Origin of the sequence: Trichocoleus sp. FACHB-40 (genome assembly GCF_014695915.1) — a bacterium.
GTDB classification, from domain to species: domain Bacteria; phylum Cyanobacteriota; class Cyanobacteriia; order Cyanobacteriales; family FACHB-T130; genus Funiculus; species Funiculus sociatus.
Genome location: NZ_JACJPF010000068.1, coordinates 115,756 through 133,938, shown reverse-complemented (window position 1 = coordinate 133,938; position 18,183 = coordinate 115,756). Strand labels below are relative to the sequence as shown.

Annotated in this window: 18 protein-coding genes and 3 pseudogenes; 12 read left to right on the top strand and 9 right to left on the bottom strand. The window is 45.1% G+C overall.

What is annotated here, in order from left to right:
• The 5 genes and pseudogenes from H6F63_RS16525 to H6F63_RS16505 form a co-directional block, all read left to right on the top strand.
• Nucleotides 1-127 (top strand): annotated as a pseudogene (locus H6F63_RS16525) (ISKra4 family transposase); the annotation flags it as partial.
• Nucleotides 128-179: 52 nt separating this feature from the next.
• Nucleotides 180-986: pseudogene (locus H6F63_RS16520) on the top strand (SIS domain-containing protein); the annotation flags it as partial.
• Nucleotides 979-2,256 carry a mannosyltransferase family protein gene (locus tag H6F63_RS16515; protein ID WP_199298080.1) on the top strand — a complete coding sequence of 426 codons (1,278 nt, stop codon included), beginning with the start codon at nucleotides 979-981 and terminating at the stop codon, nucleotides 2,254-2,256. The pseudogene H6F63_RS16520 and the gene H6F63_RS16515, both read left to right, overlap by 8 nt.
• A gap of 112 nt (nucleotides 2,257-2,368) precedes the next feature.
• Nucleotides 2,369-3,763: a DUF2079 domain-containing protein gene (locus H6F63_RS16510; RefSeq protein ID WP_190638645.1), complete on the top strand. Its 1,395-nt coding sequence runs from the start codon at nucleotides 2,369-2,371 to the stop codon at nucleotides 3,761-3,763.
• 30 nt (nucleotides 3,764-3,793) lie between these two features.
• Complete coding sequence (locus tag H6F63_RS16505; RefSeq protein WP_190638644.1) at nucleotides 3,794-4,468, top strand: acetoacetate decarboxylase family protein; 675 nt, start codon at nucleotides 3,794-3,796, stop codon at nucleotides 4,466-4,468.
• Nucleotides 4,469-4,746: 278 nt separating this feature from the next.
• Here H6F63_RS16505 and H6F63_RS16500 read toward each other — a convergent pair whose 3' ends face one another.
• The 3 genes and pseudogenes from H6F63_RS16500 to H6F63_RS16490 all read right to left on the bottom strand — a co-directional run bounded on the left by H6F63_RS16500 (nucleotide 4,747) and on the right by H6F63_RS16490 (nucleotide 7,276).
• Complete coding sequence (locus H6F63_RS16500; protein ID WP_190638643.1) at nucleotides 4,747-5,226, bottom strand: orange carotenoid protein N-terminal domain-containing protein; 480 nt, start codon at nucleotides 5,224-5,226, stop codon at nucleotides 4,747-4,749.
• Between the two features lie 293 nt (nucleotides 5,227-5,519).
• Nucleotides 5,520-5,804 (bottom strand): annotated as a pseudogene (locus H6F63_RS16495) (Uma2 family endonuclease); the annotation flags it as partial.
• Nucleotides 5,805-5,920: 116 nt separating this feature from the next.
• Nucleotides 5,921-7,276: a 1-acyl-sn-glycerol-3-phosphate acyltransferase gene (locus tag H6F63_RS16490; RefSeq protein ID WP_190638642.1), complete on the bottom strand. Its 1,356-nt coding sequence runs from the start codon at nucleotides 7,274-7,276 to the stop codon at nucleotides 5,921-5,923.
• Nucleotides 7,277-7,357: 81 nt separating this feature from the next.
• Here H6F63_RS16490 and H6F63_RS16485 point away from each other — a divergent pair, with 81 nt between their 5' ends.
• The 3 genes from H6F63_RS16485 (at nucleotide 7,358) to H6F63_RS16475 (ending at nucleotide 10,744) form a co-directional block, all read left to right on the top strand.
• The gene (locus tag H6F63_RS16485; protein ID WP_190638641.1) at nucleotides 7,358-9,163 is read left to right on the top strand and encodes a proline--tRNA ligase; all 1,806 of its coding nucleotides are present in this window, start codon (nucleotides 7,358-7,360) and stop codon (nucleotides 9,161-9,163) included.
• A 63-nt stretch (nucleotides 9,164-9,226) separates the two neighbouring features.
• Nucleotides 9,227-10,039 carry a DUF2993 domain-containing protein gene (locus H6F63_RS16480; RefSeq protein ID WP_190638640.1) on the top strand — a complete coding sequence of 271 codons (813 nt, stop codon included), beginning with the start codon at nucleotides 9,227-9,229 and terminating at the stop codon, nucleotides 10,037-10,039.
• A gap of 90 nt (nucleotides 10,040-10,129) precedes the next feature.
• The gene (locus H6F63_RS16475) at nucleotides 10,130-10,744 is read left to right on the top strand and encodes a GerMN domain-containing protein (protein WP_190638639.1); all 615 of its coding nucleotides are present in this window, start codon (nucleotides 10,130-10,132) and stop codon (nucleotides 10,742-10,744) included.
• A gap of 72 nt (nucleotides 10,745-10,816) precedes the next feature.
• Here the strand turns inward: H6F63_RS16475 and H6F63_RS16470 are convergent, their stop codons facing one another.
• Nucleotides 10,817-11,662 carry a Uma2 family endonuclease gene (locus tag H6F63_RS16470; protein ID WP_190638659.1) on the bottom strand — a complete coding sequence of 282 codons (846 nt, stop codon included), beginning with the start codon at nucleotides 11,660-11,662 and terminating at the stop codon, nucleotides 10,817-10,819.
• A 503-nt stretch (nucleotides 11,663-12,165) separates the two neighbouring features.
• Here H6F63_RS16470 and H6F63_RS16465 point away from each other — a divergent pair.
• On the top strand, nucleotides 12,166-12,645 hold the full coding sequence (locus tag H6F63_RS16465; protein WP_190638658.1) for a GNAT family N-acetyltransferase: 480 nt from the start codon (nucleotides 12,166-12,168) through the stop codon (nucleotides 12,643-12,645).
• Nucleotides 12,646-13,011: 366 nt separating this feature from the next.
• On the opposite strand, the gene accB is transcribed toward H6F63_RS16465, so the two are convergent.
• From accB to H6F63_RS30580, 4 genes are all read right to left on the bottom strand, one after another.
• Nucleotides 13,012-13,527: an acetyl-CoA carboxylase biotin carboxyl carrier protein gene (accB, locus tag H6F63_RS16460; RefSeq protein WP_190638638.1), complete on the bottom strand. Its 516-nt coding sequence runs from the start codon at nucleotides 13,525-13,527 to the stop codon at nucleotides 13,012-13,014.
• Between the two features lie 73 nt (nucleotides 13,528-13,600).
• On the bottom strand, nucleotides 13,601-13,789 hold the full coding sequence (locus H6F63_RS16455) for a hypothetical protein (RefSeq protein WP_190443978.1): 189 nt from the start codon (nucleotides 13,787-13,789) through the stop codon (nucleotides 13,601-13,603).
• Nucleotides 13,782-14,345 carry an elongation factor P gene (gene efp, locus H6F63_RS16450; RefSeq protein WP_190420829.1) on the bottom strand — a complete coding sequence of 188 codons (564 nt, stop codon included), beginning with the start codon at nucleotides 14,343-14,345 and terminating at the stop codon, nucleotides 13,782-13,784. Before efp ends, H6F63_RS16455 begins: the two co-directional genes overlap by 8 nt.
• Before the next feature lie 364 nt (nucleotides 14,346-14,709).
• Nucleotides 14,710-14,844: a hypothetical protein gene (locus H6F63_RS30580; RefSeq protein ID WP_277876428.1), complete on the bottom strand. Its 135-nt coding sequence runs from the start codon at nucleotides 14,842-14,844 to the stop codon at nucleotides 14,710-14,712.
• Between the two features lie 14 nt (nucleotides 14,845-14,858).
• On the opposite strand from H6F63_RS30580, the gene H6F63_RS16445 reads away from it, so the two are divergent.
• Nucleotides 14,859-15,998, top strand: coding sequence for a peptidylprolyl isomerase (locus H6F63_RS16445; RefSeq protein WP_190638637.1), 1,140 nt, complete (start codon nucleotides 14,859-14,861; stop codon nucleotides 15,996-15,998).
• A gap of 66 nt (nucleotides 15,999-16,064) precedes the next feature.
• Nucleotides 16,065-16,379, top strand: a complete 315-nt coding sequence (locus H6F63_RS16440; RefSeq protein WP_190444110.1) for a hypothetical protein — start codon at nucleotides 16,065-16,067, stop codon at nucleotides 16,377-16,379.
• A gap of 39 nt (nucleotides 16,380-16,418) precedes the next feature.
• On the opposite strand, the gene H6F63_RS16435 is transcribed toward H6F63_RS16440, so the two are convergent.
• Complete coding sequence (locus tag H6F63_RS16435; RefSeq protein WP_190638636.1) at nucleotides 16,419-17,051, bottom strand: Uma2 family endonuclease; 633 nt, start codon at nucleotides 17,049-17,051, stop codon at nucleotides 16,419-16,421.
• Nucleotides 17,052-17,187: 136 nt separating this feature from the next.
• Here H6F63_RS16435 and thiL point away from each other — a divergent pair, with 136 nt between their 5' ends.
• Nucleotides 17,188-18,180 carry a thiamine-phosphate kinase gene (thiL, locus tag H6F63_RS16430; protein ID WP_190638657.1) on the top strand — a complete coding sequence of 331 codons (993 nt, stop codon included), beginning with the start codon at nucleotides 17,188-17,190 and terminating at the stop codon, nucleotides 18,178-18,180.
• Nucleotides 18,181-18,183: the final 3 nt, after the last annotated feature.

Below are 18,183 nucleotides of genomic sequence, written 5' to 3'. Positions count from 1 at the left end.
TGTAGAGTCGGCAGTAAAACAAATTGATAGAAGGTTGAAAATTTCAGGAGCGCAGTGGTTGATGAAAAATGTTAATCAAATGCTTAAGCTTCGGTGCGCCTACCTTAACGGATCAATATCCGTTTGATGCTCAAAAGCGCAAAACCGGGATGCTCCCTGCACCACCGCCCCCAACTGCTAACACACTTATCATTGGCGTTACCCAGTCCGGAGAAACCGCAGATACACTCGCTGCGTTGGAAATAGAAAAAAATCGTAGCGTGAAGCAGCGACTTTTAGGAATTACCAATAAAACAGGAAGTTCTTTAGAGAAACTGGTAGATCATACTATCCATACGCAGGCAGGAATTGAAGTAGGGATCGCTGCTACAAAAACATTTGTAGCTCAGTTGATAGCGTTTTACTGTTTAGCTCTTGATTTGGCTTACTACCGTCAAATTTTACCGGTCGAAAAATTCCATCAAATCATGGCACAATTACGACAAATTCCTGCCAAAATAGACATAATCTTGCAAACCCAAAAAGACGACATTGAAAAATTAGCGCAAGAATTAAAGGGAACACAAAATTGGATTTTATTAGGGCGAGGTATTAACTTTACCATTGCTTTAGAGGGAGCATTGAAACTAAAAGAAACCAGCTATATTCACGCCGAAGGTTATCACAGTGGAGAATTTCTGCACGGGCCAATTGCCATCCTAGATTCTAAAGTTGCTGTGGTAGCGATCGCTATGCCTGGTGTCGTTTACGAAAAAGTCCTTGCAAATGCTCAGAAAGCAAAGGCTTGTGGTGTTCGCCTAATTGGGGTAACATCCATCAAGTCTGAAATATTTGATGATGTGTTGTCTGTACCTGAAGTAGACGAATTACTCTCTCCCCTTCTAACAGTTATTCCCCTGCAAATCTTGGCTTACTATCTCGGAGTGCATCGGGGAGTGGATGTTGACCACCCCAGGAATTTAACTAAGGCTATAACTCATGAATGAAGCTGGAACAATTGATACAAAAAAAACTTTTTTAAACAATGCTTTCATCTTTGCAGTGGGAATGTGGCTAATTAGCAGACTCGTGATTTTGATAGCAATGATATTGATCGCTCCGCTGCTTCCGGCTCCACCAGGTGGGGTTGCGCCTACGTTTGGCTGGGGAGTTTTCGATTATTGGGATAGTGTACATTATCGCGCGATCGCTACTACTGGCTACGAATATATCAATGATGGAAAAGGGCATAATGTTGCCTTTTTTCCCCTATTCCCTTTAATTGTTCGTGGAATAATGCTCTTTGGCTTACCCTTTGAAGTAGTAGGAACATTAGTAAACAATTTTGCTTTTTTGGGCGCAATAATTATTGTTTACCTTTGGGTAGAAGAACATCATGGGAAAAGTGCTGCAAGGTGGTCAAGTGCTGTACTCGCTTGGTGTCCTTTTTCTCTATTTGGAACGGTAATTTATACAGAAGGGCTGTTTCTGTTACTAAGTACAGCCGCTTTGAGAGCATTTGATAAAAAACAGTATTTTTGGTTAGCTTTGTGCGGTGCATTAGCAACTGCAACTCGACCAACTGGGATAGCACTTATCCCCGCTTTTTTGATAGTAGCGTGGAGACAACGCAGACCCCTGATTGCCTACGTTTCCAGTTTAGCTACCGCAGTTGGTTTGCTGCTGTTTAGTTTATATTGCTGGATTCGTTTTGCAGACCCCTTAGCGTTTGTCAATGCACAGCGGGGATGGCGACCAAACGTGGGGTTTGATTGGCAAGGCTGGGGGAAAATGCTGATGCAAATTTCGGTGGGAACAGCGAACTGGAAACAAGGCTCAATTGTAGACCCTTTACATCCACTGCTATTTTTAATTATTGTCGCTAGTGGCTTTTTGTTGTGGCGATTTCGGAAAAAATTGGGTGAGGTTAAGGTTAGATATGGTTTTTGTTTGTTATGGTTAATTTTATGGCTCGTGGCAGGCGATCCGTTGATTAATACGGTCGCTTTAGTAGCCGGCGGCTACTTGTTATGGCACTTACGCAAGCAGTTGAGTTTGGTAACAGTAATTTATGGCTTTTGTGGCTTAGGATTAATTTTTAACTCTGGAGGTACTTGGTCAATTGGTCGGATTGCTTATGGAATTGTATCACTAGCGATCGCGCTTGGTTTATTACTTTCCCGTTATCCGCGTTGGGGATACCCTACAATCGGCTTTTTCACCATCTTTCTTGCCAGTTTATCTATTAGATTTGCCCAACACCTCTGGGCAGGGTGAAGATTCGATTAATTCAGCAATTAAGCTATCAAAGCAATTGGTGGAAATTTCCTCTAATAATATAAGGGATCAAGAGAGATTTACCCTGTGCCTGAAGCGTTTCAAACATATTATGAAAGAAAAACTGTTAAAGCCTGGTGCTGTGGCGCTAACAATCGGCATAAGTATCTTAATTTTATTTGCGTGTAGCAGTCTTAGACACGCAATGTTTCAATCGGGGGCTTTTGACCTGGGAATTTACGATCAAGTGGTTTATTTAATGAGTCAAGGAAAGCCGCCAATTTCTTCTATTCTTGGCTTTCATCATATGGGAAACCATGCAGCTTGGGCAGTTTATCCGCTGGCTTTATTTTACAAAATTTTCCCAAATGTTCACTGGTTATTGATAGTCCAAGCTGTTGCCTTATCTTTGGGTGCATTACCGATGTGGCACCTTGCACATCAGGCGGGGTTAAAACAATCGCAATGCGTAGCAATGGCAGCAGCGTATTTACTCTACCCGCTAATTTTTAATGTTAATTTATTTGAATTTCACCCGGAAGTTATGGCGGTTCCGGTCTTTTTAGCAGCGGTATGGTGTGCTAGGGAAAGTAAAATTGGGTGGTTTTGTTTAAGTATTATTTTTATTTTGGGATGTAAAGCTGTCTTATCTCTAACTGTAGCGGCAATGGGTTTCTGGCTGCTGGTGTTCGAGAAGAAACGTTTCTATGGTGCTTTTGCCCTCTGTGCTGGTATTGCCTGGTTCCTCATTGCAACTCAGGTGGTTATTCCGTTCTTCAGCAGCAGCGAAGCCGCAGCAGTGGAACGTTACAGTTATCTCGGCAACTCAGTTTTGGACATTGCAAGAAATTTAGTATTTAAGCCAGAGTTAGTGTTAGGAAGAATATTCTCAATTAATACCATAAACTATTTAATACTTTTAATTTTGCCGTTAATTTGGGGTCTTTCACCGCAGCATTTAACTCCTTTGGTGAGTGCTATTCCCGCTTTCATGTTAAACATTCTTTCCGACAAACCCCATCAACGGGATTTAATTCATCAGTATTCTTTGCCAATTTTGCCTTTTCTGCTGCTGGCTGTAATTTCTAGTCTCGCTGCTAATCGTAGTTGGTTGAAAAATAGAAAGACGATAATTCTCTGGTCGCTACTGGCTTTCTTAGCATTAGCAAAGTATGGGTATTTTTGGTCAAAATATCAGATTTCGCTAGATAATTGGCAAGCAACGCGGGAAGCGATCGCGCAAATTCAAACTTCTGATGGTGTCTTAACTACCCACAGAATTGTCCCCCATTTAACCCACCGCCGCCTGATCCAGTTCGTTGACGATTTTAATCCACCACCCCCTGACCTCTCAGGCTTTGAGTATGTCTTGCTGAATGTGCGTTATCCCGGCGGATCTGGTAATCGAGAATTTGCCGCCAACTTTGTCAATCAACTCAGAAATGCACCGCAATTTCAATTAACCTATCGACGTGATGATGTTTATTTGTTTAGAAAAAAGTCTTAATAAAATTAAATACGATTTTAGGAGTTTCAAATGACATATCCCCAGGCACCTTGGACGCTTCAAGGTTACGCACTACAAACCTTGCATTTGGTAGATATTCCCAAAGCGCGTCCTTTCATCCCCCCAGAGTTTGAAATCGTCTCTGTATTCCCAGGAAAAACACTAGGCGGGGTTTACTTATCCTATTACGGCACAGGTTCAGTATTAGAGTACAGCGAGTTAATTGTTGTCCCTGGTATCGTCAGCTATGAAGGAAAATTGGGCGGTTGGGTTTCCCATATTTATGTAGACAATTCTGATTCTGTTGCTGGTGGACGAGAAATTTGGGGACTACCCAAAGCAATAGCTGAATTTACGTGGCAAAAAGGCGACAATTCTCTTGTCACTGTCCGTCAAGGCGATAAGCAGTTTTGCAGCCTCAGTTACACAAACACGCCATTACCCCTTTCTACCTGGTGGCGACAACCCTTAACCGGATCTGCCTTCAGTACCCTAGACTCCAATGTGCTATTTTTCAAAAGTGGATTAGAGTCTCAGCTAAAGGCAGTTAGTGGCAAATTGGAAGTACCTACAATTAGTCCTTTCTCCCAGTTAGGCTTAGGTCAGCCTTTGGTAACAGTTTACTGCGACCAAATGCGTATAGTTGTAGATGCGCCGGAAGTAGTGGGACGCACAGCAAGAGAAGCTGAGTTTAGCTATCGGTAAGCACTAGAACACCAATTCATAACAATTGTATTTGGGCTGACCGAAATAGCAAAACGCAACAAATGCAATAATAAGCGTTTGTTGCGTTACCTCAAACGCCACTCGTAAGGGCGTAGAAAAATATGCTTTTCGTGTGGCTCCCCAACCTACTATTCTGTTAACTTTGTTTGTCTAGCGCCACCTTAAAGGGCGATCGCAAAAGTCAAAAAAACCGCTAATTGCTTCCCCAATTAGCGGAGGATGATTGAGAGGAATCAGCCCGACATTTACTAATCTTTCTAGATATCAGATCCCGGCGCAGCCTCAGCACCCATAGGTAATACAGCGCCACGTAAGAAATCAATTTGCTGCTGAAAATCCATGCCTTCAATTTGCGCTAACAAGTCTTTTCCTTCTTGAGGAAGTTCATAATTAGGAGGCATAGGAATGATGGTACCGCTGTCCATTCCTTGCGCTAAAAAGTACCAGAAAGCTAGCTTAGTTTCAGGACTCAAAGAGCCGTATTCACGGCTAATCTGAGTATTAGCATTTGTAGCGATATCACGCTGAACTTGCAGCTGTTCTTCATGGGAAAGTTCTTTAACTTGATTGAACAATCCCTGTGCAATTTCAGAGCCAGAAGCCCCTGGAGCCGCTGGTGTGATTGATTTACCCATCTTGGTGTAAACGAACCACAGCAATGCTAGCTGATCGTCTACATTCAAGCCCTTAAGAGCTTCTTTACCTTTGTCGTAGCTACCCGTAGTGGTGAATGTCATAATGCCCTCCAAAAAATCAATAATTGCTTAGTTTCCGCAGTTACTCCGAAAACTACTTTTCGCTTTCTTAAAGAAAATTAACTAATAATCGATGATGGTTTAACCCCGCTGAAGATAGATTACGATCCCCAAGACAAATCCATCAACGAGAGGGTAGATAAGTTATAAATTTATAACCAAAGGAAGATATGAAAAAGTAAGCGATCGCGCAACACTTAAAAAAAATCTCAGAAGGCGATCGCTCTTAGAATTTAAACAAGTAAGATAAGGTAATATCTGCTAATTTACAGCGTTTAACTGCTCAGTTCCTCTACTTGCCCTACAGACAAACCAGTTAACCGAGCTACTTGTTCTACACCCATCCCTTCTGCCAGTAAGTTGCGTACCGTCTGCTCCAACTGAGACTCTGCTTGCTCTGCCCGTAGGCGTTCCGAGTCTGCCCGCAGGCGTTCTTGTTCTTCCGGAGTTGGTAGCAATTCTCCCTCCAAAGTTGCCCAACGCAACCAGGTAGCATCAATACCTTTGTAGTTACCTTGCCAACGCTGCAACGCTAAACCCAACGATTGGCTTATTAATTGATAAGAACATAGATTGGCTTCTTGGAACAAAACCCTACATCCGGTAAGATTTAAGTTGTTGGCTAACACTCGCGTACCGCTACGCCCAAGCAAGCTACAAATTCCTTAGGATTTCACTAAATTAAACTCTCTATCGCGTGTTGCAAATCTTTAGTCAAATGGGTTACAGCAAGTTTGGCACCGTGACGATTTTCTTGATAAACTGCGTAACGTTCTGAAACAGATATCGGTTGCCCGATAGTCATCTCTACTTGTTGATTGCCAAGACGAGGGCGTTCAAAAGGATTACTATTCTTGATGCGAGTCACCATATCCCATAAAAGTAAAGTTGTCTCAGCAAAGCGCTCTACGGTTGGTTTTTCTATAACATACTTGCCTGTAACTGCCACAAAAGTTTCTACCAAGCGCATATGCCATACATGACTGTTTGCTTCGTCAGCTATTCGATTAGCTAATGCCCTTTCTAAGGGAGACAGCGCTTTTATATTCTTGTATTCTTCTCGATAAATGTGATTCCAACCAGCCTGCTCTAGGCGACGACAGCGGTCAATCACGCTTCCCTTGGGCGGTAAGTCAAAATATTGCTCTGCAACTTGTAGCGCCGCATCCATCAAAGCTTGAAGTCGAGCTTCCAAAGCTTCATTCTTTGGCAGATTTTTATGATAAAACCGAGTATAAAAATCCTCCATTAATGAGAGTAAATGTTCCCCTAAACGATACAAGCGTTTATAGAGATGAGGATTTAAAACATCACGCTCAGCATCTGCATATGCAGTTAAACCGCTAGATGCTTCCAATTCGCTTAAAAGCTTTTCTAAAGACTTCCAGGGAGCTTCGATGTAACGATATTTAATTCCCACTGGCACAATTAAAACTTGCTCGGAGCGTCCAGCTTTAAGCAAATCTTCAACACACCAAAAACCTAATTGAGAGATACCTGGTTCTAGCGGGCTGATAATCTCATTGTGACCGTTGGTGGCACCTTCTGGGGCAGCTGCCATCGGAAACTGACCATTAGCAAACAAGTCACGCGCCGACTTTAACCCTAACCAGTCTGCTTTGCCTCTATGAATGGGGGTGCCACCTAAGCGAGAATAGATCCAGCCCATGTGTGTGCCTGCCCATAGAGGAATTCCCCGGTCATAGATAAAGTGGAAATGTAGGGGATTTTGCAGGGATACGCCTTGTTGTTGTGCTACCTGTGGCACCAATTTCCACATCAAGTGAGCCATGCACAGCGCATCTTCGGCGTTGGGATGGCGAAATGCCATTAGGAAGCGGATTTTTCTGTCCTGAAATTGGCGATACAGATCAACCAAAACCTCCACGTTGTCGGCTTGAATTTGAGTAATTGCTGTATGCGATCGCATCCAAAACGGTAGCACCATCTGGACGGAGCGTAAAACTAGAGGATTGAAAGCTGGCGGAATAAATTCTAGCGGTGGTTGAGCCTGTATCATGAAATCTGGCAATGTCCTATCCTTATAACTTGCGATTAGACATCCTAGACTTAGCTTAGATAATAATTTTCCCATCTGTAGAGGCAACCACTGATGCGACTGTCACAAATGCTTTTTGTTACGCTGCGGGAAGATCCAGCGGAAGCAACAATCCCCAGTCATAAATTACTGCTCCGTGCAGGCTATATTCGTCGCATCGGTAGCGGTATTTACGCCTATTTGCCCTTGATGTGGCGAGTGCTGCAAAAGGTTTCCCAAATCGTGCGCCAAGAGATGAATGCAACAGGCGCTCAAGAGTGTCTGCTGCCACAATTGCAACCAGCAGATTTATGGCGAGAATCGGAGCGCTGGGATACTTACACCCAAGCTGAGAATATCATGTTCGCCCTCACAGACCGACACAAACAAGAATTGGGATTAGGGCCGACGCATGAGGAAGTAATTACAGCGATCGCTCGTGATATGATTCGCTCCTACCGTCAGCTACCACTGCACCTCTACCAACTGCAAACCAAATTCCGGGATGAAATTCGTCCCCGCTTTGGTTTGATGCGCGGACGAGAATTCATCATGAAAGATGGCTACTCGTTCCACACCAATGAGGAAAGCCTGAAGAAAACTTATCAGGATATGCACCAAGCTTACAGCAATATGTTGCGACGGTGCGGTTTGGCTTTCCGAGCGGTAGAAGCTGATTCCGGCGCTATTGGTGGCTCTGGTTCCCAAGAATTTATGGTACTCGCTGAGGCGGGTGAAGATGAAGTTCTCTACACCGAAGATGGACAGTACGCCGCCAATGTGGAAAAGGCTGTTTCTTTGCCACCGGATGCGGAAGAATCCTCATTTACAACTTCCGAAAAACGGGAGACGCCGGGAACAGAAACTATCGATAAACTGTGCCAATTTTTAAAGTGTCATCCTACCCAACTTGTAAAAAATGTCCTCTACCAAACTGTTTATGACAATGGCATGACAGTTTTGGTGCTGGTAAGTATCCGAGGAGATCAAGATGTTAATGAAGTCAAGTTGCAAAATGAGTTGACGAAGTTAGCACCACAGTATGGCGGGAAAACTATCATCGGCTTGACGATACCAGACGCAGAAGCGCAGCAAAAATGGGCGGCAAAACCTCTACCTTTGGGTTATATGGCCCCTGATATTACTGATGACTACATCACTGGGGATAAGCAAATACATCCTAAGTTTGTGCGCTTAGTTGATAAAACTGCTGTTAATTTAAAGAACTTCGTCACAGGTTCTAATGAAAGTGGCTACCACGGAGTCGGGGCAAATTGGGGTGAGCAATTTAAGCTACCAGAAATGGTATTGGATGTGCGAAAGGCAAGATTAGGCGATCGCGCAATTCACGATCCCAGTCAAACTCTCCAAACTGCCAGAGGAATTGAAATCGGTCACATTTTCCAGCTAGGCACCAAATATTCTGTAGCAATGGGAGCAACTTACACCAACGAACAAGGTGAAGAAGTACCCTTAGTAATGGGTTGTTATGGTGTTGGCGTGTCGAGACTGGCGCAGGCTGCGGTAGAACAATCTTATGATAAAGATGGGATTATCTGGCCGGTAGCGATCGCGCCTTATCAAGTCATCATTTCAATTCCCAACACAGGCGACACCAAACAAGTCGAAGCTGCTGAACAACTCTACACTCAACTCAATGAAGCGGGAATTGAAACATTATTAGATGACCGCGACGAACGCGCTGGGGTAAAGTTTAAAGATGCCGATTTAATTGGGATACCCTATAGAGTGGTGACAGGGCGATCGCTCAATAATGGCAAAGTGGAAATCGTCGAACGAGCCACCCATAAATCGCAGGAAATTCCCCTTTCGGAAGTAGTATCTACCTTAAAAGAGTGGATTTCTACCGCTGTCTCATAAGCACATCAATACTCATTCCCAGCCTCTAACTGGGGATGAGAATTAAATAATTAATATTAACTAATGGAACTTATAGCCATCTTTTTGTCTGGGATACTAGCTCTGGTCTCACCTGTTGGATTAGCTCTTGATCACACAGTAGAGAGCGCCATCCGCTCCCGATTTGATAAAGTAGAGCAATTGCAAGTCCGCATCGACAACGCCCCCAACTATCAAATTGTCCAAGGAAAAGTCGAGCGAGTGCGGGTTGCTGGGCGGGGGTTCTGGCTAACGCCAGAAATCAGAATTGCTGCTTTGGAACTAGAAACCGATCCCCTTGACATTGATGTAGCGCGTTTGCGAAAGCGGGGAAAGGCTCCAGTGACGACTTTACTAGAGCAACCTTTACAGGGGGGATTGCGTTTAGTTATCACGCAGGAGGATATTAATCAAGCTTTACTCTCACCTGCTGTAACAAAGCGTTTGAGTAAACTGGCAAGCCGTCTTTTGGGCAGTTCAGCTGAACTTATAGTTCAACGTTATGAGTTTGTCAATCCCAAGATAGAACTTTTGGGGAATAACCGAGTGCGTTTGCAGTTGGAATTACAAGAACAGGGAGCGGATAAACTGAGTGTATCGGTGGAGACAGGGGTGAGTGTTGCCGAAGAAACTAAGTTGCAGTTAATTGAGCCGTCGGTTTTGGTTAATAATACGCCAGTGCCACCCCCAGTGGTTGCTGCTTTGCTGTCCACTTTGAATGACCGATTGGATCTCAGTACCTTGGATGATGCTGCGATCGCTCTTAGAATCCTAAAATTAGATGTAAATAGGGAACAGCTAGAGGTAGCAGCATTTGTGAAAGTAAAAGCGCCAACTGCTGTACCTAGTGTGCGTTAGGTTTTTCCGGAGCAGCGCCCCTTTCAAATGTATTTCTCATCAAAACCTCCTCACAAAAATCCCAATAAATCTTTAAGGAGGGAAATTAATATGCAAGCTCAACAACCAGTCCGCCGGATAGCGATCGCGATCGCACTCGGTATGTCGGCGCTAGTTTTTGCGGCGTGCGCTCCAGAAGAGCCGCAGGCAGTAAATCCAAACACGTCTCCCACAACCTCTCCGGCTCCCATCGCCCAAGAGTCGCCCACGCCGTCTCAGACTAAGCCCCAGGCAGCCCAGAAGACAGTTGAAGTCTATTGGCTCAAAAGTAGTGGCAACAATATTGAGGTGGTGCCAACTCAGGTCAAAGCAGCAGCCGCAGTCAAATCGCAAGCTCCTCTCAATGAGGCTTTCAATAGTTTGCTGGCTGGCCCAACCGATCCGGGTTACAGCAGCACTATTCCCAAAGGAACCAAGCTCAGAAGTTTGAAGGTTCGGGACGATGGTGTTTATGTGGATCTATCCCAAGAGTTTACCAGTGGCGGCGGCAGTACCTCAATGACAGGTCGCGTGGCACAGGTTCTCTATACAGCCACCAGTGAAAATCCCAATGCCAAGGTTTGGCTAAATGTAGAGGGAAAACCTTTAGACGTTTTGGGGGGTGAAGGTTTAGAACTAGATCAGCCACTCACAAGGCAAACCTTTCAGGAAAATTTTAAACTGTAGTTTTTGCTTTGCCATTCATAGGGGCGGAGTTTCCCTGCCCCTACAGAAAACAGGCTCAAACAGCGGATAATTTTACAATTGATTGACGAATTGCTCTAAAGAGCCTGCCGTCAGCGCTACCTCTACCAAATCTTCCAATTGATTCAAATCAAGTGTTTGTAATCTTGGCTCGATTTCAGTAGGAACGTCCCCAAAGCGAGTGGTGAGTAAACGCAACAACTGTCGCAAAGCGCCTTGCTGTAAGCCTTGCTCGATTCCTTGCTGTTGCGCCGCCTCCTCTGGTAAGGGGACAAGATTACCAGGTTGGTCATAGAAGCGCAACCATACCCCCGTAATTCGCTCCAGCGTTCCTTCCCAAGTTCCCAACCACAAGCCTAATCGCTGACACCAAAGCCATCCTTGCTCGTTCGGTATTAGGGGTTGATACTGTTGATTAACATCCAAATGCCACCCCCGTAAGGAATTGGGATCGAACGGGTCAAACACATAATAATCCGGGGTACGGAAAATCTGCTCGTAAATATCCTTCTTCACTCCCGTGTCTACCGCCGCTGTGGAGGGCGACATCAGCTCCACAATTACATCGGGATAGCGACCATTTTCTTCCCATACTACCCACCCTTGGCGGTCGGTTCTACCATCCACGTTCAACGCTACAAAAAAATCCGGCCCCCGGAAGTCTCGATTACGAACTTGAGTGCTGCTGTAGTAAACGAACATATTTCCCCCCGCAAAGTAATCATTGCGGTCAGCCAATGGGATTAACATTGAGCGAATTAGGACATTCATAGCAATGCGGTGGAGATTGCTTTCCAAGGGTTCACCATCATCAAAAATTAAATCTGTAGGTGGCATAGGCGGTTCCCACTCTACCACCTGCCTCTGGGATTCCTGTTCTTGGCTTGTCTGGGGTTGCATCATATCAACCTGCCATCAAATTAAATAATTATAGAGATTAACATCAGCACTTCCAGCTATTGCAGTAAGTCGGCGGTTCAGCTTTATCCTACTAAAGTTTCCTCCTCAGCGCGATCGCACTTGACGGCTAATGGTATCGCTCAACTGCGATCGCACTTTTACTAATAGGGCTTGAGGGCGAAACTTAACAATCAAGCCCTAACTCATCGCGGTTTTTTAAATTCTGGAGTTTAGGCTAAGGCATGGCAAAATGACTCAGAGATACTGAGTTAATGAACTATACTGATCAACAAAACAAAAATTAAAGAGTCAAGCCGACTTTGACTTTTGTTTTTTTGAGCGATCGCTTCACGAAAAAAAAGGTATTACAACTAAAGTCGTGGCAAAATTCTGATTCCAGCCCTGGCAATATCATAGGTATAACGATACGCATTCACGTAACACGGCTTACCCCGATTTTCTGTGATGCTACTGATACCCCGTCTTCTGAAGCCCATACCGAAATGCAAATTGAACCATACGACCCCCGCCAACTTGATGCTGTTATTCGTCTTTCGCTTCTGGCATGGACTCCTGTCTTTGATTCGATTCAGAACGCGATGGACTTTGACGTGTACCGAGCATTTTATCCCGACGATTGGCGTGTAAGCCAGCAAAAGGCTGTCGAGGAAGTCTGTGCTGATGCAGAGACAAAGGTGTGGGTTGCGATAGACTCTGGTTCAACCGTGGGCTTTGTAGCGGTGAAACTCCACTCGGAAAGCAGCATGGGTGAAATCTACATGATCGCCGTCGATCCAGACTATCAACGTCGAGGCATTGGCACCGCTCTCACGCAATTCGCTCTTGATTGGATGAAAGTTGCTGGGATGTCCGTTGCTATGGTCGAGACTGGAGGCGATCCTGGCCATGCCCCAGCACGTTGTACCTATGAAAAGCTGGGTTTTGGGCTTTTACCGATTGCCAGGTACTTCAAGAAGTTGTAGGTGCAGAGGGTTTGAAAACGATCATATCTCAGAAAAATCGTAGTAGCACATCCGAGATTTGTCAGTCAATCAGCTGCGTTGGGTTACATTTTAGTAGGTAAAGTTTACCGTATTGCCTAAAGCACAAAGATACTTAGTTAAATATGGAATAAATTGTTCTTGTCTAATCTTCGTTTCCTTTTTATATTATTATTTTGGGTTATTATATTAAATAATGGAAATATTTGCACTTGTTAATAAACGTCAATATTTCCATTATAAAAATGCAATTATTAGATAATTAGATCGTAGACAAAAGTAGCCGAAAAAACAAGATTTTTTTTGAACATTTATCGCACCTCGAATTGCAATCTAGAAACAGGAAAATTATTCTGGGTTAATCCGCATTAAGGGTTGCCCATATTCGACGGGTTCGCCGTTTTGAACCAAAATTTCCATCACAATACCAGACACTTCAGCCTCAATTTCATTCATCAGCTTCATTGCTTCAATAATGCAGACTGTTTGCCCGGTACGGATGCGATCGCCTACCTCAACAAATGCAGGTTCATCGGGTGCCGGAGAGCGATAAAACGTTCCCACCATTGGGGATGCCACCTCTGGTAATTTGCGATCGCTATTGGGAGCAGCAACGGGAGCAGCCGCACGGGAAGGCACCTCAATACCCGGACTAGGTAGCACAGGAATAGGCGCTGCTTGGGTGGGAGGCGCAACGCTGGGGCTATCGCTTGTTGATAGGGCAGGTGGATCAACCGGAGCGATAAAGCGCGGCGCTTTCCGCACCGTAAGTTCAAAATCAGCGCTTTTTAATGTCAACTCCGCAATATCGGTTTGCGCGATCGCCGCCAGCAGTTCGCGGAGTTCGTTGAAATCTATTGACATGACGGGAAGAATGAAGAATGAAGGATGAAAAAAAATTAAAAATGCCAAGTTAAAAATTTTAAAAGCGAAATTTTTAACTTGGTATTTTTAATTCTTCCTCTGACTTATACCATTTTGTTTGAGACTTGCGGATTTCAAATTCTGGACTTGTGTATTGGCTTTTAGTTGACAATCCAAAATCACGCGATGTTTTGGGAAGAATCCATCTCCTCAAAAATCGCTTCAAAATCCAAAATCCAAAATCCAAAATGGTATTAGGCATTTTCTCGACCCAGATAAGTATCGGTACGAGTGTCAACCTTAATTCGTTCGCCGACAGTAATAAACAAAGGAACCATTACCTGAGCGCCAGTTTCTACAATTGCTGGTTTTGATCCCCCCGTAGCAGTATCTCCTTTGAGTCCCGGATCGGTTTGGGTGACTTCCAGCACCACCGAGTTAGGTAGTTCTACTTCCATTATCTGCTCGCCCCAGCGGATAACGTTCACTTCCATGCCTTCCTTGAGGTATTTCACGCGATCGCCAATCTGATCTGTTCGCAGAGAAGCTTCCTCATAGGTTTCCATGTCCATAAACACGAACTGGTCGGCCTCTTTGTAGGTATGCTGCATCGTGCGCTTTTCCAGGTTGGCTTGCGGTACCGTTTCAGCAGCCCGGAAGGTGCGCTCCACCACACTACCTGTTTGCACATTTTTCAGCTTCGTCCGCACAAACGCTGCACCCTTCCCTGGCTTGACGTGGAGAAATTCCACCACCCGCCACACAGCGCCATCTAATTCAATCGTGACACCGGGTCTAAAGTCGTTACTCGAAATCATGAATCTCTATCTTGGGGAGAACAATCGGCAATTCATTTTACCGCACTAGGGACTGGGGACTGGGGATTAGGGATTGGGGGCTGGGGACTGGGGGCTGGGGATTGGGGAAAAGTTATGAGATATGAATTCATACCTCATATCTCATATCTCATATAGCGGTTTTAAGATAGTAGTCTTAAATAATTCGTGAAGGCGAGATGCCCAACTTCTCTAGGAAGTCGGGCATCTAAAGGGCTAGTGTCTTACAACTCTGGTTCGGATTGCTATAGCAGCCCTAAATGATTAGTGAAAGCCAAGAAACCCGGTAACTTTTAAGAAACCGGGACTGGTGGAGATGGTAATTTTCCGTGCCTGAATAAAATTGCTATAACTCAGCATTTAGTCCCAGTCCCCAGTCCCCAATCCCTAATCCCCAGTCCCTAGTGAACACCCGTATGGCAAGATTAAGAATGGAGTTTTTCAGCTGACGAAAGCTTCCGCCGTAACTGGTTGGCAGCACCCAGGGATTAATTTATGCTTCAAAAAAACCGTTCTATACTCAATTGGTGCAAGCGCTTGGCTCAAACTAGCGTCTTAGCGCTACTGCTGATTACTCTCTCAGTAGGACTTAGTGCTGCTTGGTGGGACACATCAGCCAAAAGTGTCCGCGATAGTGGGTTGCCATCTGGAAATGCGATCACAGACGGAAAAGCATTGCTACGGTATGCCCTACCCATTGAGAACCAAGAAATACGGAATATGCAAAGCAGTTTGGAAGATATCGCTAACCAACTGCGAGGTAAACGCTGGAGTCCCATCACTAGCGATATTACCAGGGCAGATCGGATTCTGAGCGATCGCGCTTCCGAATTACTCGCCAACATCCCAGAGTCGCAAAAACCCGAAGCCCTTGCCCTCATAGATAACATGAAGCAGCAAATCTCCCAGCTTCGAGAGGCGGTGGAAGCCAAAGATAAAGAAGAAATCTGGACTGAGCGCGGTAAACTGCTCGACATGGTGGGACAGTTGGAAGAAATGATGGTGCAAAGCTTCCCCTACGAAGTGCCATCAGAGTACAGCAACCTGCCTCAACTCAAAGGTCGCGCCACCGTGGAAGTGACAACCAATCAAGGCACCATTACCCTAGTGGTTGACGGCTACAGTGCGCCCGTGACTGCTGGTAACTTTGTCGATTTAGTTCAGCGCGGCTTCTATGATGGTCTTGAGTTTGTTCGCGCCGAAGAGTCCTACGTGCTGCAAGTGGGAGATCCACCAGGGCCAGATCAAGGTTTCATTGACCCAAAAACTGGCAAGTACCGCAATGTCCCCTTAGAAGTGCTAGCCAGAGGCGACCAAGAACCCGTCTATGGCATTACCTTAGAAGATGCCGGACGTTATCGCGATCAGCCAGTGCTTCCCTTTTCCGCCTACGGTGCGGTTGCGATGGCACGTCCTGAAGGGGAACCCGATGGTGGTTCTTCCCAGTTCTTCTTCTTCTTGTTTGAACCAGAACTGACCCCAGCAGGACGCAACCTCTTAGATGGGCGATATTCTGTCTTTGGCTATGTAACTGAAGGCAAAGAAGTCTTGCAAAAGCTGAAAGCAGGTGACAAGGTTGAATCTGCGAAGGTCATCCAAGGGGCGAAAAATCTAGTTCAGCCACAAGTAGGATAAACATCTAGTTGATATGTAGAGTTATAAGTAGGGTGGGCATTGCCCACCCTACTTGCTAAGAACTTTATGCCAATTCTTGAAGTAATCTTTGTAGTCGCCGCGAGTGTAATGGCAATTATGTTGTTTCATAGTACCTCGCAGCAGCAACAGCAACAAAGACAGCTAGAAAATGCTTTTTATCAATTACTAGAAGCTCAAAATAGCTGCATTTCTCTGATCCAATTGGCAGCAGCAGCTAGAGTAGATGCTCAAGTGGCTAAGCAATACCTGGATCGTCAGATACAGTTATTAGGTGCGATGCCAGAAGTTGATAATGATGGCGATACTTTTTACCGCTTCCCAAAACTGCGTTTGCCACCTTCAGATAATGAATGGACATGAGGAGAGATGAGGATGCAATCGCGCTTTTTCCCAATTCTCCTACTGCGTTTGACTTCTCACCCACTCGCGGAACAACCGAATCATTGCTGTTTCTCCCACAGTTTTTTGCTGTTCCAGAAACCGCAGAATTTCGGATGGTGAGAGAAAAGGAAAAGTAGGAGATGTATTGCGTTCTAAATATTGTTTCTCTTCTAACTGATAGAATCTCAAGCGTCTTCCGTCATACCGCCAGACTTCCGGCACCCTAAAGTCAGCATACAAGTCAAATTGATTAATAGAACCGCTAGTAATATCAATCTCGATGATTAAGTCAGGTGGTGGATATTGATTTAAGTCGATTTGCTCTAGTTCTCGGACAATCGGTTCATTCTGGATGTAGTAGCACTGATCCGGTTCAAATCCCCTCTGCAAATCCTCACGCTTAGAAGTTCTCGAACCTAAGCTGCGAATATTAATATTTAATTCCTCAGTCAGAGTTTCTACGAAACGTCCTAAAAGTTTTTTGTAGCCTTCATGGGGATCTAATGGAGTCATAATTTCTAGCAAGCCTCGGTCATAAGTCAGACGAATTCCCGGCTGTTCTGCTACATCTTTCAGCAGAAATTCGTAAGTTTGCCAGCTAACATTACTCAGCAGAACTGATTGTGGATTTTGAATTAGCGTGGTGGTCATTTTGAGAGTAAGCCTAGAAAGTTGTTGGTAGTCACGACACAAGTATGGGTATATTTTAGCGATCGCGCTTAGTATTTACTCAGGGTGCGATCGCTTGTTTGAACACACTCTCCTCTTTGCGGTTCGTCAAAACTCCATGAAAATTCGAGACATCGGGGAACAGGGTTTATTACAACGATTGCAACGCTTCTGTCCGGCGGAAGTCGTGGGAGATGATGCGGCTGTAATGAAAACTCAGCCGGGTCAAGAATTGGTAGTGACAACAGATATGCTGGTGGATGGAACCCATTTTAGCGATCGCACCACATCCCCAGAAGATGCTGGTTGGCGTGCTGCTGCTGCCAATTTATCCGATTTAGCAGCAATGGGCGCATCTCCACTGGGAATTACTGTAGGTTTAAGTCTTACAAGCGATACACTCGTCACCTGGGTGGAGCGACTTTATCAGGGAATAACCGAATGCTTGCAACATTACAATACATTTATTGTCGGCGGCGATATTTGCCGTTCGCCAGTCAATACAATAGCAATTACCGCCTTTGGTGAAGCTTCCCCAAATCGTATTATCCGGCGCTCATCTGCTCAAGTTGGAGATGCTATTGTCGTCACCGGAGTTCACGGAGCCTCAAGAGCGGGTTTAGAATTGTTACTGAACCCACAATCCGGTCAAAATCTCACCGAAGCCGAGAAAGTATCTTTAATCCAAGCGCACCAGCGCCCTAAACCTCGCCTAGATGTCTTGCCTTTCCTGTGGTTGGATTCCCAATCCCCCATCCCCGTTGCTGGGATGGACAGCAGCGACGGTTTAGCAGATGCAATTGTGCAAATTTGCCGATGTAGCGGAGTGGGTGCAAAATGCGATCGCGCCTCGATTCCCATTCCAGCTGCTCTCAGCCAAATGGTTTCAAACGAGCAAGCCTGGGACTGGGCTTTATATGGCGGCGAAGACTTTGAACTTGTCTTATGCCTACCTTCAGAAAAAGCCCAGATATTAGTGGAACGATTAGGCGAGGGAGCAGCTGTTATTGGAATTACTACCGAAGCCAACGTCTTGTTAGTAGACTCCTCTGGTGTCTATCCCGACAAACCGCTCACCCTCAACCAAGGATTTCAGCATTTTAGTTATTAATCT

Excerpts from the sequence above, each read along its gene's own strand:
- H6F63_RS16515 (WP_199298080.1), top strand. The coding sequence starts at position 979 with ATGAATGAAGCTGGAACAATTGATACAAAAAAAACTTTTTTAAACAAT.
- H6F63_RS16510 (WP_190638645.1), top strand. The coding sequence starts at position 2,369 with ATGAAAGAAAAACTGTTAAAGCCTGGTGCTGTGGCGCTAACAATCGGC.
- H6F63_RS16505 (WP_190638644.1), top strand. The coding sequence starts at position 3,794 with ATGACATATCCCCAGGCACCTTGGACGCTTCAAGGTTACGCACTACAA.
- H6F63_RS16500 (WP_190638643.1), bottom strand. The coding sequence starts at position 5,226 with ATGACATTCACCACTACGGGTAGCTACGACAAAGGTAAAGAAGCTCTT.
- H6F63_RS16485 (WP_190638641.1), top strand. The coding sequence starts at position 7,358 with ATGCGACTGTCACAAATGCTTTTTGTTACGCTGCGGGAAGATCCAGCG.
- H6F63_RS16480 (WP_190638640.1), top strand. The coding sequence starts at position 9,227 with ATGGAACTTATAGCCATCTTTTTGTCTGGGATACTAGCTCTGGTCTCA.
- H6F63_RS16475 (WP_190638639.1), top strand. The coding sequence starts at position 10,130 with ATGCAAGCTCAACAACCAGTCCGCCGGATAGCGATCGCGATCGCACTC.
- H6F63_RS16470 (WP_190638659.1), bottom strand. The coding sequence starts at position 11,662 with ATGCAACCCCAGACAAGCCAAGAACAGGAATCCCAGAGGCAGGTGGTA.
- H6F63_RS16465 (WP_190638658.1), top strand. The coding sequence starts at position 12,166 with ATGCAAATTGAACCATACGACCCCCGCCAACTTGATGCTGTTATTCGT.
- accB (WP_190638638.1), bottom strand. The coding sequence starts at position 13,527 with ATGTCAATAGATTTCAACGAACTCCGCGAACTGCTGGCGGCGATCGCG.
- H6F63_RS16455 (WP_190443978.1), bottom strand. The coding sequence starts at position 13,789 with ATGCCTAATACCATTTTGGATTTTGGATTTTGGATTTTGAAGCGATTT.
- efp (WP_190420829.1), bottom strand. The coding sequence starts at position 14,345 with ATGATTTCGAGTAACGACTTTAGACCCGGTGTCACGATTGAATTAGAT.
- H6F63_RS16445 (WP_190638637.1), top strand. The coding sequence starts at position 14,859 with ATGCTTCAAAAAAACCGTTCTATACTCAATTGGTGCAAGCGCTTGGCT.
- H6F63_RS16440 (WP_190444110.1), top strand. The coding sequence starts at position 16,065 with ATGCCAATTCTTGAAGTAATCTTTGTAGTCGCCGCGAGTGTAATGGCA.
- H6F63_RS16435 (WP_190638636.1), bottom strand. The coding sequence starts at position 17,051 with ATGACCACCACGCTAATTCAAAATCCACAATCAGTTCTGCTGAGTAAT.
- thiL (WP_190638657.1), top strand. The coding sequence starts at position 17,188 with ATGAAAATTCGAGACATCGGGGAACAGGGTTTATTACAACGATTGCAA.